This window comes from Amycolatopsis camponoti, assembly GCF_902497555.1.
GTDB lineage: Bacteria > Actinomycetota > Actinomycetes > Mycobacteriales > Pseudonocardiaceae > Amycolatopsis > Amycolatopsis camponoti.
Window position 1 is genome coordinate 2,895,181 of sequence record NZ_CABVGP010000001.1, and the last position, 20,112, is coordinate 2,915,292.

19 protein-coding genes are annotated in these 20,112 nt (G+C 73.8%); 14 read left to right on the forward strand and 5 right to left on the reverse strand.

Translation table 11 applies throughout. From position 1 onward, the window contains the following. Positions 1 to 19 precede the first annotated feature (19 nt). The 3 genes from AA23TX_RS13720 to AA23TX_RS50710 all read right to left on the reverse strand — a co-directional run bounded on the left by AA23TX_RS13720 (position 20) and on the right by AA23TX_RS50710 (position 3,169). The gene (locus AA23TX_RS13720; RefSeq protein WP_196425312.1) at positions 20 to 670 is read right to left on the reverse strand and encodes a response regulator transcription factor; all 651 of its coding nucleotides are present in this window, start codon (positions 668 to 670) and stop codon (positions 20 to 22) included. Further along, a complete protein-coding gene (locus AA23TX_RS13725; protein WP_230862480.1) occupies positions 655 to 1,935 on the reverse strand; it encodes a hypothetical protein in 1,281 nt (426 codons plus the stop codon). Before AA23TX_RS13725 ends, AA23TX_RS13720 begins: the two co-directional genes overlap by 16 nt. Positions 1,936 to 2,080: 145 nt before the next feature. Further along, a complete protein-coding gene (locus tag AA23TX_RS50710) occupies positions 2,081 to 3,169 on the reverse strand; it encodes a sensor histidine kinase (protein ID WP_155542909.1) in 1,089 nt (362 codons plus the stop codon). A 260-nt stretch (positions 3,170 to 3,429) separates the two neighbouring features. Between AA23TX_RS50710 and AA23TX_RS13735 the strand changes: the two genes are divergently transcribed. The 8 genes from AA23TX_RS13735 to AA23TX_RS13770 all read left to right on the forward strand — a co-directional run bounded on the left by AA23TX_RS13735 (position 3,430) and on the right by AA23TX_RS13770 (position 12,003). Further along, a complete protein-coding gene (locus AA23TX_RS13735; protein ID WP_230862481.1) occupies positions 3,430 to 4,263 on the forward strand; it encodes an endo alpha-1,4 polygalactosaminidase in 834 nt (277 codons plus the stop codon). After that, on the forward strand, positions 4,263 to 5,531 hold the full coding sequence (locus tag AA23TX_RS13740; RefSeq protein WP_155542910.1) for an ABC transporter substrate-binding protein: 1,269 nt from the start codon (positions 4,263 to 4,265) through the stop codon (positions 5,529 to 5,531). Before AA23TX_RS13735 ends, AA23TX_RS13740 begins: the two co-directional genes overlap by 1 nt. A gap of 9 nt (positions 5,532 to 5,540) precedes the next feature. Further along, positions 5,541 to 6,467: a carbohydrate ABC transporter permease gene (locus AA23TX_RS13745; RefSeq protein WP_196425313.1), complete on the forward strand. Its 927-nt coding sequence runs from the start codon at positions 5,541 to 5,543 to the stop codon at positions 6,465 to 6,467. Continuing rightward, positions 6,464 to 7,345 carry a carbohydrate ABC transporter permease gene (locus tag AA23TX_RS13750; RefSeq protein ID WP_155542911.1) on the forward strand — a complete coding sequence of 294 codons (882 nt, stop codon included), beginning with the start codon at positions 6,464 to 6,466 and terminating at the stop codon, positions 7,343 to 7,345. Before AA23TX_RS13745 ends, AA23TX_RS13750 begins: the two co-directional genes overlap by 4 nt. Positions 7,346 to 7,347: 2 nt before the next feature. Continuing rightward, positions 7,348 to 8,280: a carbohydrate kinase family protein gene (locus tag AA23TX_RS13755; RefSeq protein WP_155542912.1), complete on the forward strand. Its 933-nt coding sequence runs from the start codon at positions 7,348 to 7,350 to the stop codon at positions 8,278 to 8,280. After that, the gene (locus AA23TX_RS13760; protein WP_155542913.1) at positions 8,277 to 9,584 is read left to right on the forward strand and encodes an alpha-glucosidase/alpha-galactosidase; all 1,308 of its coding nucleotides are present in this window, start codon (positions 8,277 to 8,279) and stop codon (positions 9,582 to 9,584) included. The genes AA23TX_RS13755 and AA23TX_RS13760 overlap by 4 nt, the downstream gene beginning before the upstream one ends. Before the next feature lie 21 nt (positions 9,585 to 9,605). Continuing rightward, entirely contained in the window at positions 9,606 to 10,484 is an 879-nt protein-coding gene (locus tag AA23TX_RS13765; protein ID WP_155542914.1) for an SIS domain-containing protein, read from the forward strand. Positions 10,485 to 10,698: 214 nt separating this feature from the next. Continuing rightward, on the forward strand, positions 10,699 to 12,003 hold the full coding sequence (locus AA23TX_RS13770) for a serine/threonine-protein kinase (protein WP_155542915.1): 1,305 nt from the start codon (positions 10,699 to 10,701) through the stop codon (positions 12,001 to 12,003). A gap of 3 nt (positions 12,004 to 12,006) precedes the next feature. Here AA23TX_RS13770 and AA23TX_RS13775 read toward each other — a convergent pair whose 3' ends face one another. Beyond that, positions 12,007 to 12,669 (reverse strand): TetR/AcrR family transcriptional regulator, encoded by a 663-nt coding sequence (locus AA23TX_RS13775; protein WP_155542916.1) that lies wholly within the window; start codon positions 12,667 to 12,669, stop codon positions 12,007 to 12,009. A gap of 93 nt (positions 12,670 to 12,762) precedes the next feature. Here AA23TX_RS13775 and AA23TX_RS13780 point away from each other — a divergent pair, with 93 nt between their 5' ends. From AA23TX_RS13780 to AA23TX_RS13800, 5 genes are all read left to right on the forward strand, one after another. Further along, a complete protein-coding gene (locus AA23TX_RS13780) occupies positions 12,763 to 13,647 on the forward strand; it encodes an SDR family NAD(P)-dependent oxidoreductase (protein WP_155542917.1) in 885 nt (294 codons plus the stop codon). A gap of 106 nt (positions 13,648 to 13,753) precedes the next feature. After that, a complete protein-coding gene (locus AA23TX_RS13785) occupies positions 13,754 to 14,494 on the forward strand; it encodes a hypothetical protein (protein ID WP_155542918.1) in 741 nt (246 codons plus the stop codon). 197 nt (positions 14,495 to 14,691) lie between these two features. Then, a complete protein-coding gene (locus AA23TX_RS13790; RefSeq protein ID WP_155542919.1) occupies positions 14,692 to 16,083 on the forward strand; it encodes a hypothetical protein in 1,392 nt (463 codons plus the stop codon). Positions 16,084 to 16,229: 146 nt separating this feature from the next. Beyond that, positions 16,230 to 17,147, forward strand: coding sequence for an MBL fold metallo-hydrolase (locus AA23TX_RS13795; RefSeq protein WP_155542920.1), 918 nt, complete (start codon positions 16,230 to 16,232; stop codon positions 17,145 to 17,147). 26 nt (positions 17,148 to 17,173) lie between these two features. Next, positions 17,174 to 18,589 (forward strand): carboxylesterase/lipase family protein, encoded by a 1,416-nt coding sequence (locus AA23TX_RS13800; protein ID WP_155542921.1) that lies wholly within the window; start codon positions 17,174 to 17,176, stop codon positions 18,587 to 18,589. Between the two features lie 39 nt (positions 18,590 to 18,628). Here the strand turns inward: AA23TX_RS13800 and AA23TX_RS13805 are convergent, their stop codons facing one another. Further along, on the reverse strand, positions 18,629 to 19,126 hold the full coding sequence (locus tag AA23TX_RS13805) for an SRPBCC family protein (protein WP_155542922.1): 498 nt from the start codon (positions 19,124 to 19,126) through the stop codon (positions 18,629 to 18,631). Positions 19,127 to 19,227: 101 nt separating this feature from the next. On the opposite strand from AA23TX_RS13805, the gene AA23TX_RS13810 reads away from it, so the two are divergent. Next, entirely contained in the window at positions 19,228 to 20,088 is an 861-nt protein-coding gene (locus AA23TX_RS13810) for a helix-turn-helix domain-containing protein (protein ID WP_155542923.1), read from the forward strand. The last annotated feature ends 24 nt before the right edge of the window (positions 20,089 to 20,112 follow it).

Genomic DNA, 20,112 nt, shown 5'->3' on the forward strand with positions numbered 1-20,112 from the left:
CGTTCGCACCACACGGAGGTCACAGATCGTCGACGCCGATCAGGCCGTCCTGGATGGCCCGGGCGACGAGCGCGGCCTTGGTCGGCGCCTCGCGGCCCATGCGCGCGTACTTGACCCGGATCCGTTCCAGGTGCGAGTTCACCGTGGTGGCGGAGATCCCCAGCCGGTGCGCGACGAACTCCTTCGACTCCGACTGGAACCACTCGACGAGCACCTCGGCCTCCCGCGCCGAGAGCGCGGGCCGCGTCTCCGAGCGGTCCCCGGCGAGCGCCCCGGCCAGCGACGGCGGGGTGTAGGGCCGGTCCTGCGCCGCGGCCCGGGTCGCTTCCACCAGGTGCCCGGCGCCTTCGGCCTTCGTCAGGTAGCAGAGCGCGCCCAGCTCGAGGCACTGCAGGGCGACCTCGTCGTCCGCGCGCATCGAGTAGACGACCACCCGGCGCCCGGCCTCGGCCAGGCGCCGCAGGTCGCCGAACGCGGGCGCGGGCCCGCCCAGGTGCAGGTCGAAGATCACCACGTCGGCGGACGCGCCCGCGCCGAGCCAGGCGGCCTTGACGTCCTCGCCCTCGGCGACGACGTCGATCGGCGGGTCGCCGCCGGCCAGCCAGTACGCCACGCCGGCGCGCACCGCCGGGTGGTCGTCGACGACCACGGCCGTCACTCGGGTCGCCACCGCGCCTCCATCCAGGTCTGCCCGTCCCGGGTGTGGGACGTGACGGGGACCGCCGCCGATCCCGCGGGTTCGCTCGCGCCGTCCGCGACGACGGCGACGCGGACGAGTTCGGGGGTGCGCAGCACGCTGACGCGCGCCCGCGTGCGGGCGGCGGCCAGGGCCGTGAGCACGGGGCCGGTCAGCTCTCGGCGGGCTCTCGCGGGGACGTCGACGACGTCCCCGCTCACGGCGAGGGCGACCTCGACCCCGCGCCGCTCGGCGACGTCGAGGCACGCGGTGACCTCGTGCACGAGCGGGTCGGGCACGTCGTCGTTCTCGGCGAAGAGCCGTCGCAGCTGCGACGCGGCCAGCGCGCAGCGGGCACGGGTGTCCGGCGTGCGGGGGTCGGCGGTGCCGTCGGCGAGTCCGGCCAGCAGGGGAAGGGTGGCCCCGAGCTGTTCGGCGAACCCGGCCCGCAGGTCCCGCCCGGCCTGCGCGGCGAGGGCGGCCCGGATGGCGAGCCGTTCGCGCCCGGCGGCGGCCGCGGCGGCTTCGCCCGCGCGGCGGTCGAGCAGCCGGATCAGCCCGGCGATGGCGAGCTGGAAGACGGTGACCGCGAAGAGCACGATCGCGGCGTCCCCGAGCTCGGTGCGGGTGGGGGAGCCGCCGAGCAGGAACTGGGCAACGCCGGCGGCGGTGTGCACACCGAGCGCGACGAGCAGCGCGGGCGGCCGATCGGCGAGCAGCGCGAGCAGATGCCACCCGACGAGCCCGAAGGACCAGTGCGGCTCCCGGAAGAAGGAGTCAGGGGGAAGGGCGGCGGTCGCGGCGGAGGAGGCGACGAGCACGAGAAGGGTGCCGCAGAGAGCGACGCTCCCGGGCAGCGGCTTGCGGCGAAGCACCCAGAAGGCGCAGAGAGCGGTGACCGCGGTGAGGATGCCGTAGGCGAGATCGGCGACGAGCGGCGGTTGGTAGGCGGCTTGGTGGCGGAGGAGGGGAGCGAGGCTGAGCCCGGGCTGGATGACGGCGGGCACGCCGAGCAGAACGATCCGGATGGCGGCGGCCAGCCGGACGGCGGGATCGCCGGGAACGGTTGAGGCGGCGGCGGGTTCGGTGAGTGCGGTTTCTGCGGGCGCCTTGCGTCCGGGCGCGCGGCCGGTCGCGGTGGTGGGTGGTGCCGCGGGGTTTTCGGTGCGGGGGTGGCGCGGGCTCGCCACCTCACTGCCGCTGGTCTTGGTGGGGCGCGCCGAGAGGTCGGTGGTGTCGGGGGAGTCTGTGCCGGCCACTTCGCCGCTGGCGGCAGGCTCGGTTGCGTGGCCCTGCGTGGTTCCGGAGGTCGGTCTCGTCTCGGTGGCGAGGCGCGCCGGGTGGTCGGCTGTGCCCGAGGCGCCACCCACCTCACCACCCCCGCCCACCGGATCCTCCGCACCCTCACGCACGGGACCACCTCAACGTCACGACCGTCCCCGCCCCGGGCGCCGACGCAACCTCCGCCGTACCCCCGGCCGCGCGCATCCGCTCCACCACCGACCCCCGCACCCCGCGCCGCGCCGGAGAAACCGCAGCCGGGTCGAAGCCCCGCCCGTCATCCGCGATCGTCACCACCACCCCGCCCGGCGCAGCACCCCACCGCACCGAAACCGAACCCGCGCCAGAGTGGCGTTCCGCGTTGCGAAGCGCTTCCTCGGCCGCGCGGATCAACGCCAGCGCCGCCGATGCCGGGATCAGCGGCACCGGCTCCCACGCCGCCTCCACCGGCAGCACTCGCCCGGCCAGCGTCGCGCGCAGGCCGGCTTCCAGGTCGACCGGGGTGTCCTCCTCCCGGGGCGAGCCCGTCAGGATCGCCAGATCGCGGGCCGCGTACCCCGCTACCGCACCGGGGTCGGCCGCCGCGCCGGAGGCCACCGCCAGGAACGTCGCCGATGCCGTGTCGTGCAGCAAAGCCAAGTACTCGCGCTCGCGACGGCGGCGGTCGCGGTCCAGGGCCGCCGTCTGCTCGAGTGCCGCCTGTTCGGCTCGCGCCGCGTCCGTGCGGGCCGTCGAACGGACGAGCAGGACGAACGCCAGCCGCGCCAGCACGCTCTCCACGACCACCCGCAGCGCCACCGGCAGCCAATCCCCGCCGCCCGCTGCCGTCCCCACCGCCAGCAGCACCACCAACGCCGGCACCGTCAGCCGTGGCGGGTGCTCCCACTGCCAGGTGATCGCCGTGATCGTGAGGACGTTCACCGCCCACAGGCTCGCCTCGCCGGGCACCGACGTGATCCACGGCTGGCACGCGCCCACCGCCCCGGCGCGCAGCACGCACAGCGCGAACGACGTGCGCCGCCCGGCGAAGACGTCGGCGGCTCCCGCGGCCAGGGTCACCGCGAGCAGGCCGAAGGGCAGGACGCCGCCGGGTGCGGCCACGACACCGAACACGCCGACGACCGTCGTGGCGACCGCCCGCGCGGGCCCGGCGAACCGGGTGACCGACGCCCGGAACTGCGCCTCGACCGGCCCCGGCGCGCTGGCCGTCATCACACCCCCGGCGAACTGCGGAAATCGGACGTCCTGTTTCTACCAGGGCACGCCAGCACCGCGCGTCAGCGCGTAATTCTGTCCAATAAGGGAGAACTTCCTGCACTATCACGCACTTGACATGCCCGGTGTTGCTCGCTTTACTGCTGAGCACGTCGGAACGGACGCCCGACGTCAGAGGTACGCCCAGCCGGTATGTCGGCCTCCGCCGCGAGCCCGGACTGAGTCGCCAGGACGCGCACGTGGTCCGAGGCGGGGTCGTGCCCACCATCATCCGGAGTTCGATGATGCCCTCTTCCCGCGTTCAGTTCCTCGCCGGCGCCGCCTTGGCGGCCGTCGTGGTGGCCGGCACCGCGTGTTCCGCCTCCGCGGCACCCGCCGGCACCCAAGCCGTCACGCCGCCGCCGGTCAAAGCCGGCTTCGACTACCAGATCGGCGGCGCCTACACCCCGGCGAGTGACGTCAAGGTCGTCAGCCGCGACCACACCGCCCAGCCCGCCGCGGGCCTCTACAACATCTGCTACGTCAACGCTTTCCAGGCCCAGCCCGGCGCCGAGGGGGAGTGGAACGACCTCCTGCTCCGCGACGCCAACGGCAAGGTCGTCATCGACGAGGACTGGGGCGAAGCCCTCCTCGACCTCCGCACCGCCGACAAGCGCACCCGCGTCGCCGCCAAGGTCAACACCTGGGTCGACGACTGCGCGGCCAAGGGCTACCAGGCGATCGAGCCCGACAACTACGACAGTTACACGCGCTCCAAGGGACTTCTCACCGACGGCAACGCCCAGGCCTACATCCGCCTGCTGTCCGCCCACGCCCACGCGAAGGGCCTGGCGATCGCGCAGAAGAACACCTCCGAGCTGTCCGATCAGCGCCAGGCGAACGGCCTCGACTTCGCCATCGCGGAAGAGTGCGGGCAGCAGAAGAACTGCGGGGAGTTCACCCCCGCCTTCGGCGACCACGTGATCGTCATCGAGTACACCGACAGCGGGCTCAAGACCGCCTGCAGCCGGTGGAGCTCGCTGAGCATCGTGCGCCGCGACCTCGACGTCGTCCCGAAGGGCGAAGCCGGCTACGTCCGCAAGACCTGCTGATGGACCGGCGCGGATTCCTGCGCGGCGCCGGCGGTCTGGTCCTCGGCGCCGCCGTGGCCGGCTGCGGCCCGGCCCGGAGCAGCGGCGGCGGCCCGGTCACCGTCGAGGTCTGGCACGGCCAGACCGACACCGGCAAGAAGGTCCTCGACGCGCTCGTCGCGGACTTCCACCGGACCCACTCCGGGATCCGGATCGACCTGGGCGGCGGCGTGCTCGCCGACGCGATGCTCCAGAAGGTCACCGCGGCGCTCGCGTCGGGCTCCTTCCCGGACATCGCCTACGTCTTCGGCTCGGACCTCGCCAGCGTCGCGCGCAGCCCGAGCGTCGTCGACGTCACCGACCTCGTCGACGCGGGCCCCGGCTTCTGGGCCCCGGCCCGGGAAGCGGTCACCGTCAACGGCCGCGTCCGCGCGGTCCCGGCCCTGCTCGACTCGCTGGCCGTGGTGTGCAACAAGACGCTGTTCGAGCAGACCGGCACGCCCCTGCCCACCGCCGGCTGGACGTGGGCCGATTTCGTCGGCACGGCGAAGAAACTCACCGACGCGGGCGGCGGCACCTTCGGCACCGCCTGGCCCGCCACCGGCGACGAGGACACCGTGTGGCGGATCTGGCCGATGATCTGGGACCTCGGCGGCGACGTCATCGGCGCGGGCGGGCGCGGCATCGGGTTCGCGGACCAGGGCGTGCGCGCCCTGGAGGTCGTCCGCGACCTCGCCGCGGCCAAGGCCGTCTACCTCGACCCGAAGACCGGCAGCGAGCAGATGTACCAGGCGTTCGAGGCCGGCCACATCGGCATGGTCCCGACCGGCCCGTGGCAGCTGCCCGACATCGCCGACGCCGGGATCGACTACGCGATCGTGCCGCTGCCCAGCTTCAGCGGCCGCCCGGTGACCATCTCCGGCCCGGACACCTGGACGCTCTTCGACAACGGCGAGGAGCGCGTCCAGGCGGCGCGCACGTTCCTGTCCTGGCTGGCGGACCCCGCCCAGGACGTCCGCTGGGACGACGGCGCGGGCAGCCTCCCGCTGAGCCGCCGGACGCAGCAACTGCCCGCGTGGCAGGAGAAAACCGCCGAGACGCCGGGCCTGCCGGTGTTCGTCGACGCGCTGGAGAGCGCCCGCGTCCGGCCGGTGCACCCGGCCTACCCCCAGGTGTCGGCGGCCGTCGGCACCGCGATCGTCGCCGTGCTGCTCGGCCAGGCGACGCCGGCCGACGCGCTGCGCGACTGCGCCGCGGCCGCGAACGCCGCCCTGATCGTTCCGCGATAGGGAGCCGCCATGCCCGGACTGCCGAGGCCCATCACCGTCACCCCAGCCCCGAATCACGCGAAGAGCCGCCGGCGCCGCGAAACCGCGGCCGCCTGGGCCTACGTCTCGCCCGCCGTGCTCATCATCCTCGGCCTCGGCGTGGTGCCCGTGGCCTGGTCGCTGCTGCTGTCCTTCCAGGTCGACGACCTGGTGACCCCGAGCCGCTGGGTCGGCCTGGACAACTACGCCGCCCTCGCCCAGGACCCGCACTTCGCCCAGGCCGTCGGGAACACCGTGCTGTACACGGTGCTCTACGTCCCGCTCAGCATCTTCTTCGGCTTCCTGCTGGCCCAGGCGCTGAACCGCCGCATCCGTCTCGTCGGGGTCTACCGGACGCTGGTGTTCGTCCCCTTCGTGCTGTCGGCGACGGCCCAGGGCGTGCTGTTCTCCTTCATCCTCGACCCGCAGTTCGGCGCGGCCAACTCGCTGCTGCACCACCTCGGCGTGTCGCCGCAGGGCTTCCTGACCGATCCGGCGCAGGCGCTGCTGGTGCTGGTCGGGATCACGCTGTGGAGCGGCACCGGCTTCTGCGTCGTGGTGTACCTGGCCGCGCTGCAGGACGTCCCGCCGTCGCTGGTCGAGGCCGCGCGCCTCGACGGTGCCGGCACCTGGCGCGTGCTGCGGCACGTGACACTGCCCGCGATCACCCCGGTGACGGTGTTCCTGGTGCTGTGGCAGCTGATCACGTCGCTGCAGGTGTTCGACCTGGTGTACGTGACGACCAAGGGCGGCCCGCTCGGCTCCACCACGGTGATCGTCTACTTCGTCTGGGAGCAGGCGTTCAAGAACTTCACCGCCGGCTACGGCGCCGCGTCGGCCTACGTGCTCGCGCTCGCCCTGCTGGTCGTCGTGATCGTCCTGCGCGTGCTGCGCCGGCCCGGGAAGGCCCTCCGATGACGACGACCCGGGCCGCCCGCCTCGACGTGCCCGCGACCCCCGCGCTGCCCGTGCCGCGCCGGCCCCGGCTGCCGTTCAGCCCGTGGCACCTGCTGCTCGTGCCGCTGGCGCTGGTGTTCGCGGCGCCGCTGGTGTGGCTGCTGCTCAGTTCCGTGATGAGCAACGCCGAGATCAACCGGTTCCCGCCCGCGCTGTGGCCGTCCCGGGTGGACTTCTCGGGGTACCGCTACGTCTTCGAGAACGCGCTCTTCCTGCGCTGGTTCGGGAACTCGCTGATCGTCTCGGCGGTGACCGTCGGGTCGAACCTCCTCTTCGGCGCTCTGGGCGGGTACGCGTTCGCGCGGATGCGGTTCGCCGGTTCGCGGCCGCTGCTCGCGCTGATGGTGGCGACGATGGCGATCCCGTTCCAGCTCACCATGATCCCGACGTTCCTGGTGATGAAGAAGCTCGGCCTGATCGACAGCCTCGGTGCGCTCATCGTGCCGTCGCTGGTGACGCCGTTCGCGGTGTTCCTGCTGCGCCAGTTCTTCCTGTCGCTGCCGCGCGAGCTGGAAGAGGCGGCGTGGATCGACGGCTGCTCGCGGCTGCGCGTGCTGTTCACGATCGTGCTGCCGCTGTCCCGGCCCGCGCTGAGCACGGTCGCCGTGCTGACGTTCCTGAGCACCTGGAACGACCTGACCTGGCCGCTGATCGCGCTCAACCACGACACCGTCTACACCCTGCAGCTGGGCCTCACGACGTTCCAGGGCCAGCACCACACGAACTGGGCCGCGGTGATGGCGGGCAACGTCATCACCGTGCTGCCGGTGTTGCTCGCCTTCCTCGGCGCGCAGAAGGCGTTCGTCCAGTCCATCACCTCCAGCGGACTCAAAGGGTGACGATGTTCGACCTCCTGGTCGTCGGGGACGCCAACCCCGACATCATCATCGGTCCACTCCGGACGGACCTCGCGTTCGGCCAGCGGGAGCAGCTCGCCGCGTCGGGCACGCTCACCCTCGGCGGCTCCGGCGCCATCACCGCCGCCGGCGCCGCCCGGCTGGGCCTGAAGGTCGCCTTCGCCGGGCGGGTCGGCGACGACGAAGCGGGCCGGTTCGTCCGCGCCGCCCTCGGCGACCGCGGCGTCGACACGAGCGCGCTGCGGACCGACCCCGACCGGCCGACCCCGCTGACCACCGTGCTCACCCGCGACGGCGACCGCGCCATCGTCACCGCTCCCGGCACCCTCGCCACGACGACGGCCGCCGACGTCCCGCCGGAGCTGCTGGCCGTCGCCCGGCACGTCCACTCGTCGTCGTACTTCCTGCTGCCGGAGCTCGCCGCCGGCCTGCCCGCGCTGCTGCGCGCCGCTCGCCGGCACGGCGCGACCACCTCGGTGGACACCAACGACGACCCCGCCGGCCGCTGGGACGTCGGAGACCTGCTGCGGGAGACGGACTTCCTGCTCCCCAACGCCGCCGAGGCCGTCCGGCTGGCCGGCGTGGCCGATGCCCGGCAGGCCGCCGCGGCACTGGCGGCCCGCGGCCCCGCCATCGTGGTCAAAGACGGCGCCGAGGGGGCCTTTTCCTGCCGGGACGGCGAATTCGCCTTCGCCCCCGGCGTCCCGGCCGAAGCCGTCGACACCGTCGGCGCCGGGGACAGCTTCGACGCCGGCTTCCTCGCCGCCGTCCTGGCCGGGCTGCCGCTCGCGACGGCCCTGCGCTGCGGCGTCGTCTGCGGCGCCGCCTCCGTGCGCGCGCCCGGCGGCACGGCCGGCCAGGCCACGTGGGACGACGTCCTCGTCCACCTCGAACGCACCGGATCGGACCTCGCATGACCCCCAAGATCACCCTCGTCGGCGCGGGCAGCGTCGTGTTCACCCAGGGCCTGCTCGCCGACCTGTTCACCTACCCGGAGCTGGACGGCGTGCACGTGGCCCTGCACGACATCGACCCCGGCCGGCTGGCGACGGCGCTGGCCGCGGCCCGGCGGATCGCCGAGGTGCGGGGCGTCAAGCCGGTCCTCACCGCGCACGCCGACCGCCGGGAAGCCCTGGCGGACGCGGACTTCGTCGTGAACATCGTCCAGATCGGCATGGGGGAGGCGACGCGCACCGACTTCGAGGTCCCGGCGCGCTACGGCCTGCGCCAGACCATCGGCGACACCCTCGGCATCGGCGGGATCTTCCGCGCGCTGCGGACGTTCCCCTTCCTCAAGGAACTCGGCGCGGACATCGCCGACGTCTGCCCGGAGGCGTGGCTGCTGAACTACACCAACCCGATGGCGATGAACGTCCAGTACCTGAGCGAGGCCACCGGGCTGACCCGGGTCGTCGGGCTCTGCCACTCGGTGTACTGGACCGTGCACGGGCTCGCCGAGCTGGTCGGGGTCCCGTTCGACGAGGTCACCTACGTCGCGGCGGGCGTCAACCACCAGGCGTGGGTGCTGCGCTTCGAGCACGCGGGCGCCGACCTCTACCCGCGGCTGCGGGAGCTGGCCGCGGCCGACGAGCAGCTGCGGCGGCGCGTCCGGTTCGACATGCTGCACCGGCTCGGCTACTACCCGACGGAGACCAGCGAGCACTCCGCCGAGTACGTGCCGTGGTACCTCCAGCACGACACCGAAATCGAGCGCCTGCGGCTGCCGATCGGCGCCTACCTCGACATCGTCGCGGAGAACGAAGCCGAGTACGAACGGACCCGGCGGGCGATCGCGGCCGACGAGCCGCTGCCCGTCGAAGGCACGGGGGAGTACGCGCCGCAGATCGTCCACAGTGTCCTCACCGGCACCCCGCGGACCGTCTACGGCAACGTCGTCAACCGGGGCCTGATCGAGAACCTGCCGTCCGGCGGCGTGGTCGAGGTGCCGTGCCTGGTCGACGGCACGGGCGTCCGGCCGACCCGGATCGGGGCGCTCCCGCCGCAGCTGGCCGCGCTCAACCGGACTTACCTGAGCGTCAACGACCTCGTCGTGCGCGCGGCCGTCGAAGACGACCCGCGCCACCTCCGGCACGCCGCGATGACCGACCCGGCCACCGCGGCCGCGCTGCCGGTCGAGCGGATCTTCGAGCTGTGCGACGACCTCGTCCGCGCGCACGGCGACCGTCTTCAGCCCGCCCTGCGCGCCGTTCTCGGCCGCTGACCCGTCGGAACCAGGAGAACCATGTCGCACACCCTCGACGAGATCACCAGCCAGCCCGCGTGCTGGGCCCGCGTCCTGCGGGAGCTGCCGGACCACGCGCCCGCGCTGCCCGCGCCGGGCGAGCGCGTCGTGGTCATCGGCTGCGGGACGTCGTTGTTCATGGCCCAGAGCTACGCGCGGCTGCGCGAAGACGCGGGCCAGGGCGTCACCGACGTCTTCCCGGCGTCGGAAGCGAAGCTCGACCGGCCCTACGACCGCGTGCTGGCGATGACCCGCTCCGGCACGACGACGGAGATCCTCGACGCGCTCGGCCGCGTCCGCACGGGCACCCGCGTCACGACGATCACCGCGGTGGCCGATTCGCCCGCGGCCCGCGCGTCGGACGACGTCGTCTGCCTGCCCTACGCCGACGAGGTTTCGGTGGTGCAGACCCGGTTCCCGACGACGCAGCTGCTGCTCCTGCGCGCCCACCTCGGCTTGCCGGTGGAGCGGGCGCTCGGTGACGTCACGCGGGCGCTGGCGGAACCGCTCGACGCGTTCGTCACGGCGTCCCAGATCTCCTTCCTGGGCGCGGATTGGCACGTCGGTTTGGCGAACGAAGCGGCGCTGAAGGTCCGCGAGGCCGCGGCGTGGTGGACGGAGTCGTACTCGGCGATGGAGTACCGCCACGGCCCGATCGCGGTGGCGGCCCCGGGCCGCGCGGTCTGGAGCCTGGCCCCGCTCGACGCCGACCTGGTGTCCCGCATCGAGGCGACGGGCGCATTCCTGCGCCAAGGCGCGCTGGACCCGCTGGCCGAGCTGGTCGCGATCCAGCGGCTGGCCGTCGAACTGGCCGAACGCGCCGGGCGCGACCCGGACCGGCCGGCCCACCTCACGCGGTCGGTGGTCCTGGCGAGCTGACGCGAGTTCCCCGCCGGGGCACGGGCGAAACGGCGCTGTCGGGATCCGCACAGCACCGGCGGCACCGCCGGGCCGGGGGTAAGGTGCGAGATCGTTCCGCGGTTCAGCCCAGCAGCCGTAGCCCAGCGCCGAGCCTCGCGGCCGGCGCGCGCACTCACCCCGCGGAGGTGGCTTCCCGTGCTCCCCGGAACAGCCGACGGACGGCCGGTCGCCGATGTTCGGTGAGGACTCGTTCGGTGAGGACCCCGGCGCCACCCCGACGTCTCCCCGGTACTCGCTGGACGTGTCCGGCGTGCGGCCGTGGTGGGCCCGTGACGCCCCGCCCGAGGTGATCGGCGGGCGCTACGAGGTCGCGGGCCTGATGGGCAGCGGCGGCACCGCACGCGTCTACCAGGCCTTCGACCAGCGGTTGCGCCGGGACGTCGCGGTCAAGGTGTACGAGCGGGGCGCGGTGGCCGTCGAGCGGCTGCGCCGGGCGCGGGAGAAGGCCATCCAGGCCAGCATCGACCACCCCGGCGTCGTCGCCCTGTACGACAGCGGCACCGACGGCGACCGGCCCTACCTGGTGATGCAGCTGGTGCCGGGGGAGAACCTCGCGCAGCGCCTGCTCGCCGGGCCGATGCCGGAGGGGGAGGTGACGGAGCTGGCGATCCGGCTCGCCGGAGCGCTGGCCCACGTCCACGACCGGCGGATCGTGCACCGGGACCTCAAGCCCGCCAACGTCCTGCTCGGCGCCGACGGCCCGCTCGTCTCCGACTTCGGCATCGCGCACGAGCTGGATTCGACGCACGTCACCGGCACCGGCCTGGTGACCGGCACGGCCGCGTACCTGGCCCCGGAGCAGGTCGTCGGCGAGCACGCCGGCCCGGCGGCCGACGTCTACGCGCTCGGCCTGATCCTGCTGGAGTGCCTGACCGCGCGGCGCGAGTACCCCGGCACCCTGGCCGAGTCGGCGACGGCGCGGCTGCACCGGTCGCCCCGGGTACCCGCCGAGCTGGGCGCACCGCTGGCCGGGCTCCTCGAGCGGATGACGGACCGGGAGCCCACCCGGCGTCCCACGGCCGGCGAGGTCGTGCGGCTGCTGGCGGAACCGGCCGGGACAGCGGTGGTTTCCGCGCGGTTCCCGCCGGTCCGGGCCGCGGCGCCGCGGAAGCTGGTCGCGGCCGGCGGGCTCGTGACCGCGGCGACCGCGGTGGTGCTCGGGGTGCTGCTCACCCGGCCGGACGTCGCGGCACCCGGCGCGGGCGGGGATCCCGGCACCGGGTCGGTCGTGCCGGGCAGCCCGGCACCGGCGCCCGCGTCGACGGTCCTGATGGGGTCACGGGAGGCGCAGGCCTCGGTGGCGGCGGTGCCCCGGTCCGGTGCGGGCACGTCCGACGCGGTGCGCGTCCCGGTCGCGGAAAGCGGCCCGGCCGCGGACAACGGCCCGGCCGCGGACAACGGGGAAGCCAACGGGAAAGCCAAGGGGAAGACCCGGGGCAACGGCCCGGTGAAGGGCAAGGGGCAGAGCGGTCCCTGACCGTCAGGTCGGCTCGGCCGGGCGGTGCACGCCGAGGGCGACCGCCCGCAGCAGCGTCGTCAGCTGTTCGCGGAACCGCAACGCGCTGTGCGCCCACCTCGGCACCTCGTCGTACAGCCGGCGCAGGGTCGGCGACGGCCGCGACAGCTGGAACAGGTACGCCGCGCAGCTCATCGCCGCCGTCAGGAGGGTCCGGGCGCCCTCGGGGTCCAGGCCGGCACCGGTCTCGACCAAGGCCGCCGTCATCGCGTCGAACGCCTCCGACGCGGCGGTCTTGTAGTCTCGCGCCCGCTCCAGCCGGACCGCGCCCTCCAGGCTGAGCCCCACGTGCGTCTGCAGGTCGCAGAACAGGGGCAGCGCGTCCAGGGACCCGGCGACGACCTCGGCGACTTCGATCGGGCCCAAGCGGCGCCCCGCGAGGTCGGCGAGCAGGCGCTCACGCCAGTCGGCCCAGCCCTGTTGCGCCAGTTCGAGCAGCAGTTCTTCGCGGGATTCGAAGTACCGGCGCAGCGCCGAGGGGTGCAGACCCACCCGGCTCGTCACCTCGGTGAGGGTGACCTCGCGCACGCCGCGCTCGGCCGCGAGCTCGCGCGCGGCGGTCAGCAAGGCCGTCTTGCGGACCTCTTTGTCCTGGTCGGAGCGGGCGCGTTGGCGGGGCTGGGTCACCCCGCCACGATAACGCAACCGCTTTGACTTAACTCGCCGCCACGCGTACGTTCGATTTAACGCAAAGTCATTGCGTTAACGAAGGAGCTTCTCATGAGTTCAGTGTTTTTCGTGACCGGCTCGTCGCGCGGGCTCGGCCGGCAGATCGCCGAGCGGGCTCTGGCCGCCGGGCACCGCGTCGTCGCCACCGCCCGGGACCCGCGGACCCTGGACGATCTCGCGGCCCGCCACGGCGACCGCGTCCACGTCGAGCCGCTGGACGTCACCGACGCCGCGGCCGCCGAAGCCGCGGTCGCCGCCGGGGTCGCCGCGTTCGGCCGGATCGACGTCGTGGTCAACAACGCCGGCCAAGGCGACCGCGCGTCCCTCGAAGACACGACGCTCGACGTCTTCCGCCGGCAGATCGAGACGAACTTCCTGGGCACGGTCCACGTCACCAAGGCGGCGGTTCCGGTGCTGCGCGGGCAAGGCGGCGGGCGGATCATCCAGATCTCGTCGGTCGGCGGCCGCGTCGGCAGCCCGGGGATGACGGCCTACCAGTCGGCGAAGTGGGCGGTCGGCGGATTCAGCGAGGCGCTCGCCGCCGAGGTCGCCCCGCTGGGCATCAAGATCACCGTGCTCGAGCCGGGCGGGATGCGCACGGACTGGGCCGGCGCGTCGATGGCCACCCCGCCGATCAGCGAGCCGTACGAGGCGACGGTCGGCGCGTCCGCCCGCGCGATGGCCGACTTCGAGCAGCACGCGAACAGCGACCCGCGGAAGGTCGCCGACCTGGTGCTCACGGTCGCCGCCCTCGACGAGCCGCCGCTGCGCCTGCTGGCGGGCAGCGACGCCTACGAGTACGGCCGCGAGGCGTGGCGGCACCGCGTCGACACGGACGCGAAGTGGGCCCACCTGAGCAGGTCGACGGACCACGCCGAATCCGGCGACGCGTGGCGCCGCCAGCGGGGCACGAGCCTGCCCGACGTGCGGGCCTGACCGACACCGACGGGTGGTCGGAGGTTCCGGAAGGCCGATTCGTGGGTAGCCCAGTGGTGTGAGGCTGAGCAGGCCCTGCCTGCGGGACTAGTGAGAGGTGATCACAATGAGCCAGGGCGATGCTCCGGTCGGGCGATCGGTGAAGACGGCAGCCGCCGGTGTTCGGGATCTCGCCGCGGAAGCGGCACGGGTCGGGGCGGCCGCGGCCGTGCGAGCGGTGGAGATCACCGACCGCAAGCTGTCCGAAAGCGCGGACGAGCTGGCGAAGGTCGGCCGCTCGGCGACCAAGGACTTCGACAAGAGCACCCGGTCTTCCCGCCGGGACGTGCGGAAGCACTCGGTCGCCGCCCGCGACGAGGTGCTGTCCCGCGCGGTGAAGCTGCGCGACCCGGGCCGCAAGGCGGCGCAGGCGATCGCGACGGTGGCGAGCTCGACGGGCGAGTCGAACCGCAAGCGGCGCAAGGCCGTCGCGACGGCGAAGCGAGACTTGGCCGTGGCGCTGGAGGAAGCCAAGAACGTGGCGCGCGGGGCTCGTTCCCGGCGGGCGCGCTGGCCGTGGCTGCTGGCCTTCGCCGCGCTGGCCGCGGGGGTCGCGGCCGTCGTGCGGGCCAAGCGGTCGAACCCGCTGGCGGAGAACGAGGCCCCGGGGCCGGTGCCGGCGGACAAGGTGGTGACCCCGGCCGACAAGGCGGTACCGCCGAAGCCGGCTCCGGTGGCTCCCGCCGCTCCCGCCGCGGCGGCGCCGAAGCCGCCCGAGACCCCGAAGCCGCCGGCCCCCAAGCCGGCCAACGGCGCCAACGGCCACGCGGCCGCGGGCAAGGGCAAGACGGAGAACAAGAGCCGGTAGCAGCCGACCGGCCCGAAGCCCGGGGCACTGTCCACCAGGACAGCGCCCCGGGCTTCGTTCCGCGCCCGGGTTTCACGGCGCTCGAAACGCACGAGCCGCGGGAAAAGTTGCCCGCCACATTCGCGGAACGTTCCGCCTTCCCGGATGTCCGGACCGGTCCTAGATTCGTCCGGACAACCCGAAGGGGGAAAGAAACCATGCCTACAGGCAGATTCGTGCGGCCGGCCGCCGTGCTGGCCGCGGCACTCGTCATGGCGGGGACGGCGGCCGCGCCCGCGTCGGCCGCTTCCGGGCCGAACCTCGAGGTCTCCGTCGTCGCGCAGGAAGGCCGGTGGCTGTCCGGCGACACCGTCGGGCTCGACGTGACGGTGCGCAACCTCGGTGACGCCGTCGCCTTCGGTGCGTTCGGCACCGCCTACACGGAATCCGGGACGCCGCTCCGGATCGACCGGAACCAGTGGGGGGACCTGTCGGACGGCGGGTCCGGCGCGCCCATCGCGCAGGGGGAGACCCGGACCGTCCACCTGACCGGGCAGCTAGGCACGTTCGACGGCGACTCCGTCGTGCACGTCGAGGTCCACGCCGGGCAGGACATCGACTACAGCGACAACGTCCGGCTCGTCACGCTGCCGATGGCGCGGGGCACCGAGCGGGTCGCGGGCGTGCTGTACGGGGACGCGAACGGCGACGGCAAGCCGTCGGCCGGGGAGGCGCTGGCCGGCGCCGAAGCGCACTTCATCGGGGTCGGGACGACGACGGACATGGTCGCCGTCACCGACGCGACGGGCCACTTCTCCTTCGACAACCTCCCGCTGAGCCGGTACGCCTACGTCTCCTTCCAGAAGGTTCCGGGAGGCTGGGTCGACCAGCCCGTGGGGGAGATGCGGCTGGACGGCCGGGGGGCCTACACGGCACTCGAGGTGCGGGCCGTCCGGCCGCTGTCCGACGTACTGCACGAGACCCTCGCGCTGGACAAGACGACCTACGCCGCCGGCGACACCGGCAAGGTGACGGTCACGCTCTCGAACTCCGGCACCCAGCCGCTGACCGGCCTCTTCCTCAGCTGCGACGCCGGCGGCTTCGGCTCGGAGCTGCCGGTGACCGACGACCAGTGGGGCGCGTTCGGCTCGCAGCGTCGTGCGGGCACGCTGGCCCCGGGACAGCGGGTCGTGCTGACGGCGACGGCCAAGGTGCCCGACCGGGCGGCCTACACCGGCTCGACCGGGCTCGACTGCACCGCCGACGACGGTCACAGTGGCGGTGCCCCGTACGCCGTCGTCACGGCCAAGGTACCCGGCAAGGTCGCCGACTCCCGGGGCCAGGTCTGGCTCGACAAGAACGGCAACGGCGCGCTGGACCTCGACGAGGGCCTGGCGTTCCGGAACCTCGTGCTCGTCGAGGACGGCACCATCTGCGCCTACGCGAGGACCGACGCCAACGGCTTCGCGACGTTCAAGAACGTGCCGGTCGGCACCTACCAGCTGCGGGTGCCCGGGCCGTGGAAACCGGCCCCGTTCGAAGGCGACCTCGGCGTCTTCGCGCCGCCGTACGGTGGCGGCGAGTGGCACCTGCGGTTCGTCGCCGGCTGAGCCGGGGGCTTTCCGGGCGGCCGCGGCCGCCTGGAAAGCCCTGCCACCCCCTGCCGGGGGTAGGCAGCACGGGGTCTGGCTCGCCGCCGTCACCCGCCACCACCCTGGAGATGTCCGACATCCTCCGAAATCCCCAGGGGCCCACCATGACCGCGATTCCCGAACAGATCACGCTGGGGGACGTCACCGTCACCCGCGTCCAGGAGTTCTCCGGCTCGGTCGAGATGACGCCGGCCGAGTTCTTCCCCGGCAGCCCCCGCGCCTCCTGGGAGGCGAACCGGGCCTGGCTGGCGCCCGACTTCTGGAACCCCGAGACCGACGAGGTCCACGCGGCGGTCCAGACCTGGCTGCTGCGCAGCGAAGGCCGCACCATCCTCGTCGACACCGGCGTCGGCAACCACAAGGAGCGGCCCTACGCCGCGTTGTGGGGGCACCGCGACACCGCCTTCCTCGACACGCTCGCGGCGGCCGGGGTGCGCCCGGCGGACGTCGACCTCGTGATCAACACCCACCTGCACACCGACCACGTCGGCTGGAACACCCGGCTCGAGGGCCGTTCCTGGGTCCCGACCTTCCCCAACGCGACCTACCTGCTGCCGCGGCGGGACTTCGACTTCTGGAACCCCGTCAACGAGCACAAGTCGGTGTTCGGCCGGGGGAACCAGAACGTCTTCGAGGACAGCGTCGCGCCGGTCCACGAGGCCGGGCTGACCGAGCTGTGGGACGGCTCGTACCGCATCGACGGCAACCTCCGGCTCGAGCTCGCGCCCGGCCACACCCCGGGATCTTCGGTGCTGCACCTGGAATCCGGCGGTGACCGGGCGCTGTTCGCCGGCGATCTCGTGCACACCCCGCAGCAGATCGTGGAGCCCGAGGTCAACTCGTGCTTCTGCGAGGACGCGGCGGAGGCCCGCGCGACGCGGCACAAGCTGCTCGGTGCGGCGGCCGAGACCGGCGCGCTCGTGTTCCCGGCCCACCTGCCCGGGCCCGGCGGGGTGCAGGTCCGGCGCGACGGTTCCCGCTTCGCGATCACGGACTGGGCCGGCTTCGCCCGGGTCGCGTGAACTCGGCACCGAGCGGAGGAAAATCCTTGTCCCAGCTAGAAAACCCGGTCGTGCACCTCCCCTCGGGTGCGGTGCGGGGCACCCGGGACCGGTTCGGCGAACGCTACCGGGCCATTCCTTACGCGGCCGCTCCGACCGGCGGACGCCGTTTCGCCGCGCCCGTGCCGCACGCGGGCTGGACCGGCGTCCGGGACGGCACCCGGCCTTCGCCCACCGCGCCGCAGCCGTCGCGGGACTTCGGCCGGCTCGACCTGAGCCCGTACTTCGGCCCCGGCTGGGTGCGCGGCGAGGAGTACCTCACCGTGGACGTCCGCACGCCGGCCGCCGACGGCGGGCAGCGGCCGGTGATGGTCTTCGTGCACGGCGGCGGGTTCGTCACCGGGACCGGCGGCGCCGCGCTGTACGACGGCCGGGCCTTCGCCAGGGACGGCGTCGTCCTGGTGACGCTGAACTACCGCCTCGGCATCCCCGGCTTCCTCGTCCTGGACGACGCGCCGGACAACCGCGGCCTGCTGGACGTCCTCGCCGCGCTGCGCTGGGTCCGCGACACGGCCGGCGCGTTCGGCGGCGATCCCGGCAACGTCACGGTGTTCGGCCAGTCGGCGGGGGCGACGCTCGTCGCCGGCCTGCTGGCGGCCCCGGAGTCGAGCGGGCTGTTCCGGCGGGCGATCATGCAGAGCGGCAGCGGCACCGGCGCGTTCACCCCGGAGCAGGCACGGCGCGTCACGTCGGCCGCGGCCACCGCGCTGGGGGCCGACCCGACGGCCGAGGCCTTCGCGGGTATCCCGGACGATCGTTTCGTGGCCGTCCTGCCCGCGCTGTCCGGTGTGGACTTGCGGACCGAGACGGCCACCGACCCGCTCGCCGGGCTGAGCCCGTTCAGCGTGGTGCTCCCGGCGCAGCCCGCCGACGCGCCGGCCGGCGTCGGCCTGCTCATCGGAACCACCACCGAGGAGGGGAACCTCTACTTGGTGCCGCAGGGGAAGTTCGCCGTCTCCACGGATGCCGACGTGCTCGCCGCCGCGGCGGCGACCCGGGCGGACCCCGAGGCAGCGGTGGCCGCGCTGCGGGCGTCCCGGCCGGACGCGAGCCCGGGGGAGCTGCGATCGGCACTGCTCGGCGACGCGTTGTTCGGGGCGGGTTCGGCGGCGATGATCGCGGCGCAGGAGCCCGGGCGGGCCCACGTGTACTCGTTCGCCCACCGCTCGACGGCCCTGGACGGCCGGCTCGGCGCGGCGCACACCGTCGAGCTGCCGTTCGTCTTCGACCTCGCCGACGAGCCGTGGCTGCACGGCGAGACGGGACTGCTGGGCCCGGACCCCGCGCCGGCGGACCTCGCGGCGCGCATGCACGGGGCGTGGGTGGGTTTCGCCCGCACCGGGGACCCGGGCTGGGCGCCCCACACCGCGGAACGGCCCGTGGTGGAGGTCTTCGGCGGCTGAGGACGGGACGGGGGCTCGCCGAGCGAGCCCCCGTCCCGCTCACGCCTCCGTGGCGTGTTCGTGCAGCCAGCGGGCGAGCGCGAGCAGGGTGGTTTCCGCGCTGGCCGCCATGTCGTCTCGAAGCCCGGCCACCTCGCGCGCGGTCGAGCCGAGCACCGGATCCATCCGCAGCAACCGCCATTCCTGGGTCACGACCGAGCCCGGACCGGCGCCCTCGATGAGCCACCGCCAGCGCACGATGCCGTCGTCGAGACCGCCGACGACGAAGGTGAACTCGCTGGGTGCGTCGGCGGTGAGGACCTGCGAACGGGTGTCCCATTCACGCTCGCCGCGGCGGTTGTGGCCGCCGAACCACGCCCCGGGCACCGCGCCGGTGCCTTCGTCGTAGCGCACGCGGGACGCCGTCGGGCTCCACAGCTCGATCTTGGTGACGTCGCTGACCAGGTCGTAGACGGTTTGCGGGGGTGCGGGGACCCAGACCCGCCTGGCGAACGCGAACGACGCGGGGTCGAGGGTGGGAACGGTGTCAGTGGTCATGAGGCCAGGCTGTCCCGGGCCGGGTCACGGCGGCCAGACCGGACGTTTCCTACCCATCGCGGGGGCAGGCTCGGCGGCGGCCGCCCCGGCATACTGGGATCATGGTCGATCAGGGGCAGCTGGCCGAGTACCTGCAGGCGTGCCGGGCGCGGCTGCACCCGGAGGACGTCGGCATGCGCACCTACGGCGAGCGTCGCCGGGTGCCCGGCCTGCGCCGCGAAGAGGTCGCGAGCCTCGCCGGCGTGAGCGCGTCGTACTACATCCGGCTCGAGCAGGGCCAGTCGGTGAACGCCTCCGACGAGGTGGTCGACGGCATCGCCCGCGCGCTCCGGCTGGACGAGGACGAGCACGAGCACCTGCGCGTCCTGGCCCGGCCGGTGCGCCGACGCGCCGCGAAGCGCCCGCCCGTCGAGCGCGTCGACGACGTCACCGCGCAGCTGCTGGCCGGGCTGGGCGACGTGCCGGCGATCCTGCTGGGACGCCGGACCGACGTGCTGGCGTGGAACCGGCTCGGCCACGCGTTCTTCGCCGGCCACCTCGACTTCTCGGCACCCGCCCGCCCCGCCGACCGCCCGAACATGGCGCGCCTGGTCTTCCTCGACGCGCACACCCGCGACCTCTATCCACAGTGGACGTCGAAGGCCCGCGCGGTGGTCGGCAACCTGCGCCTGACCGCGGGCAAGCACCCCGGCGACCGCCTGCTGAGCACCCTGATCGGCGAGCTCGTGACGGGCAGCGCCGAGTTCGCCGCCCTGTGGGCCGACCACCGGGTCATCGCCTGCACCGCGACGCGGTACGCCATGCGGCACCCACTGGTCGGCGACCTGACCGTGCACCAGCAGACCCTCGCACTCGCGCACGCCCCCGAGCAGACGCTCGTGGTGGTCACGGCGGAGCCCGGCTCGTCCTCGCAGGCGGCCCTCACCCTTCTGGCCGCGGCCACCGTCCCCGAGCGGCGCTGACCGCTCGCGCGCGGGGCGGTGTGA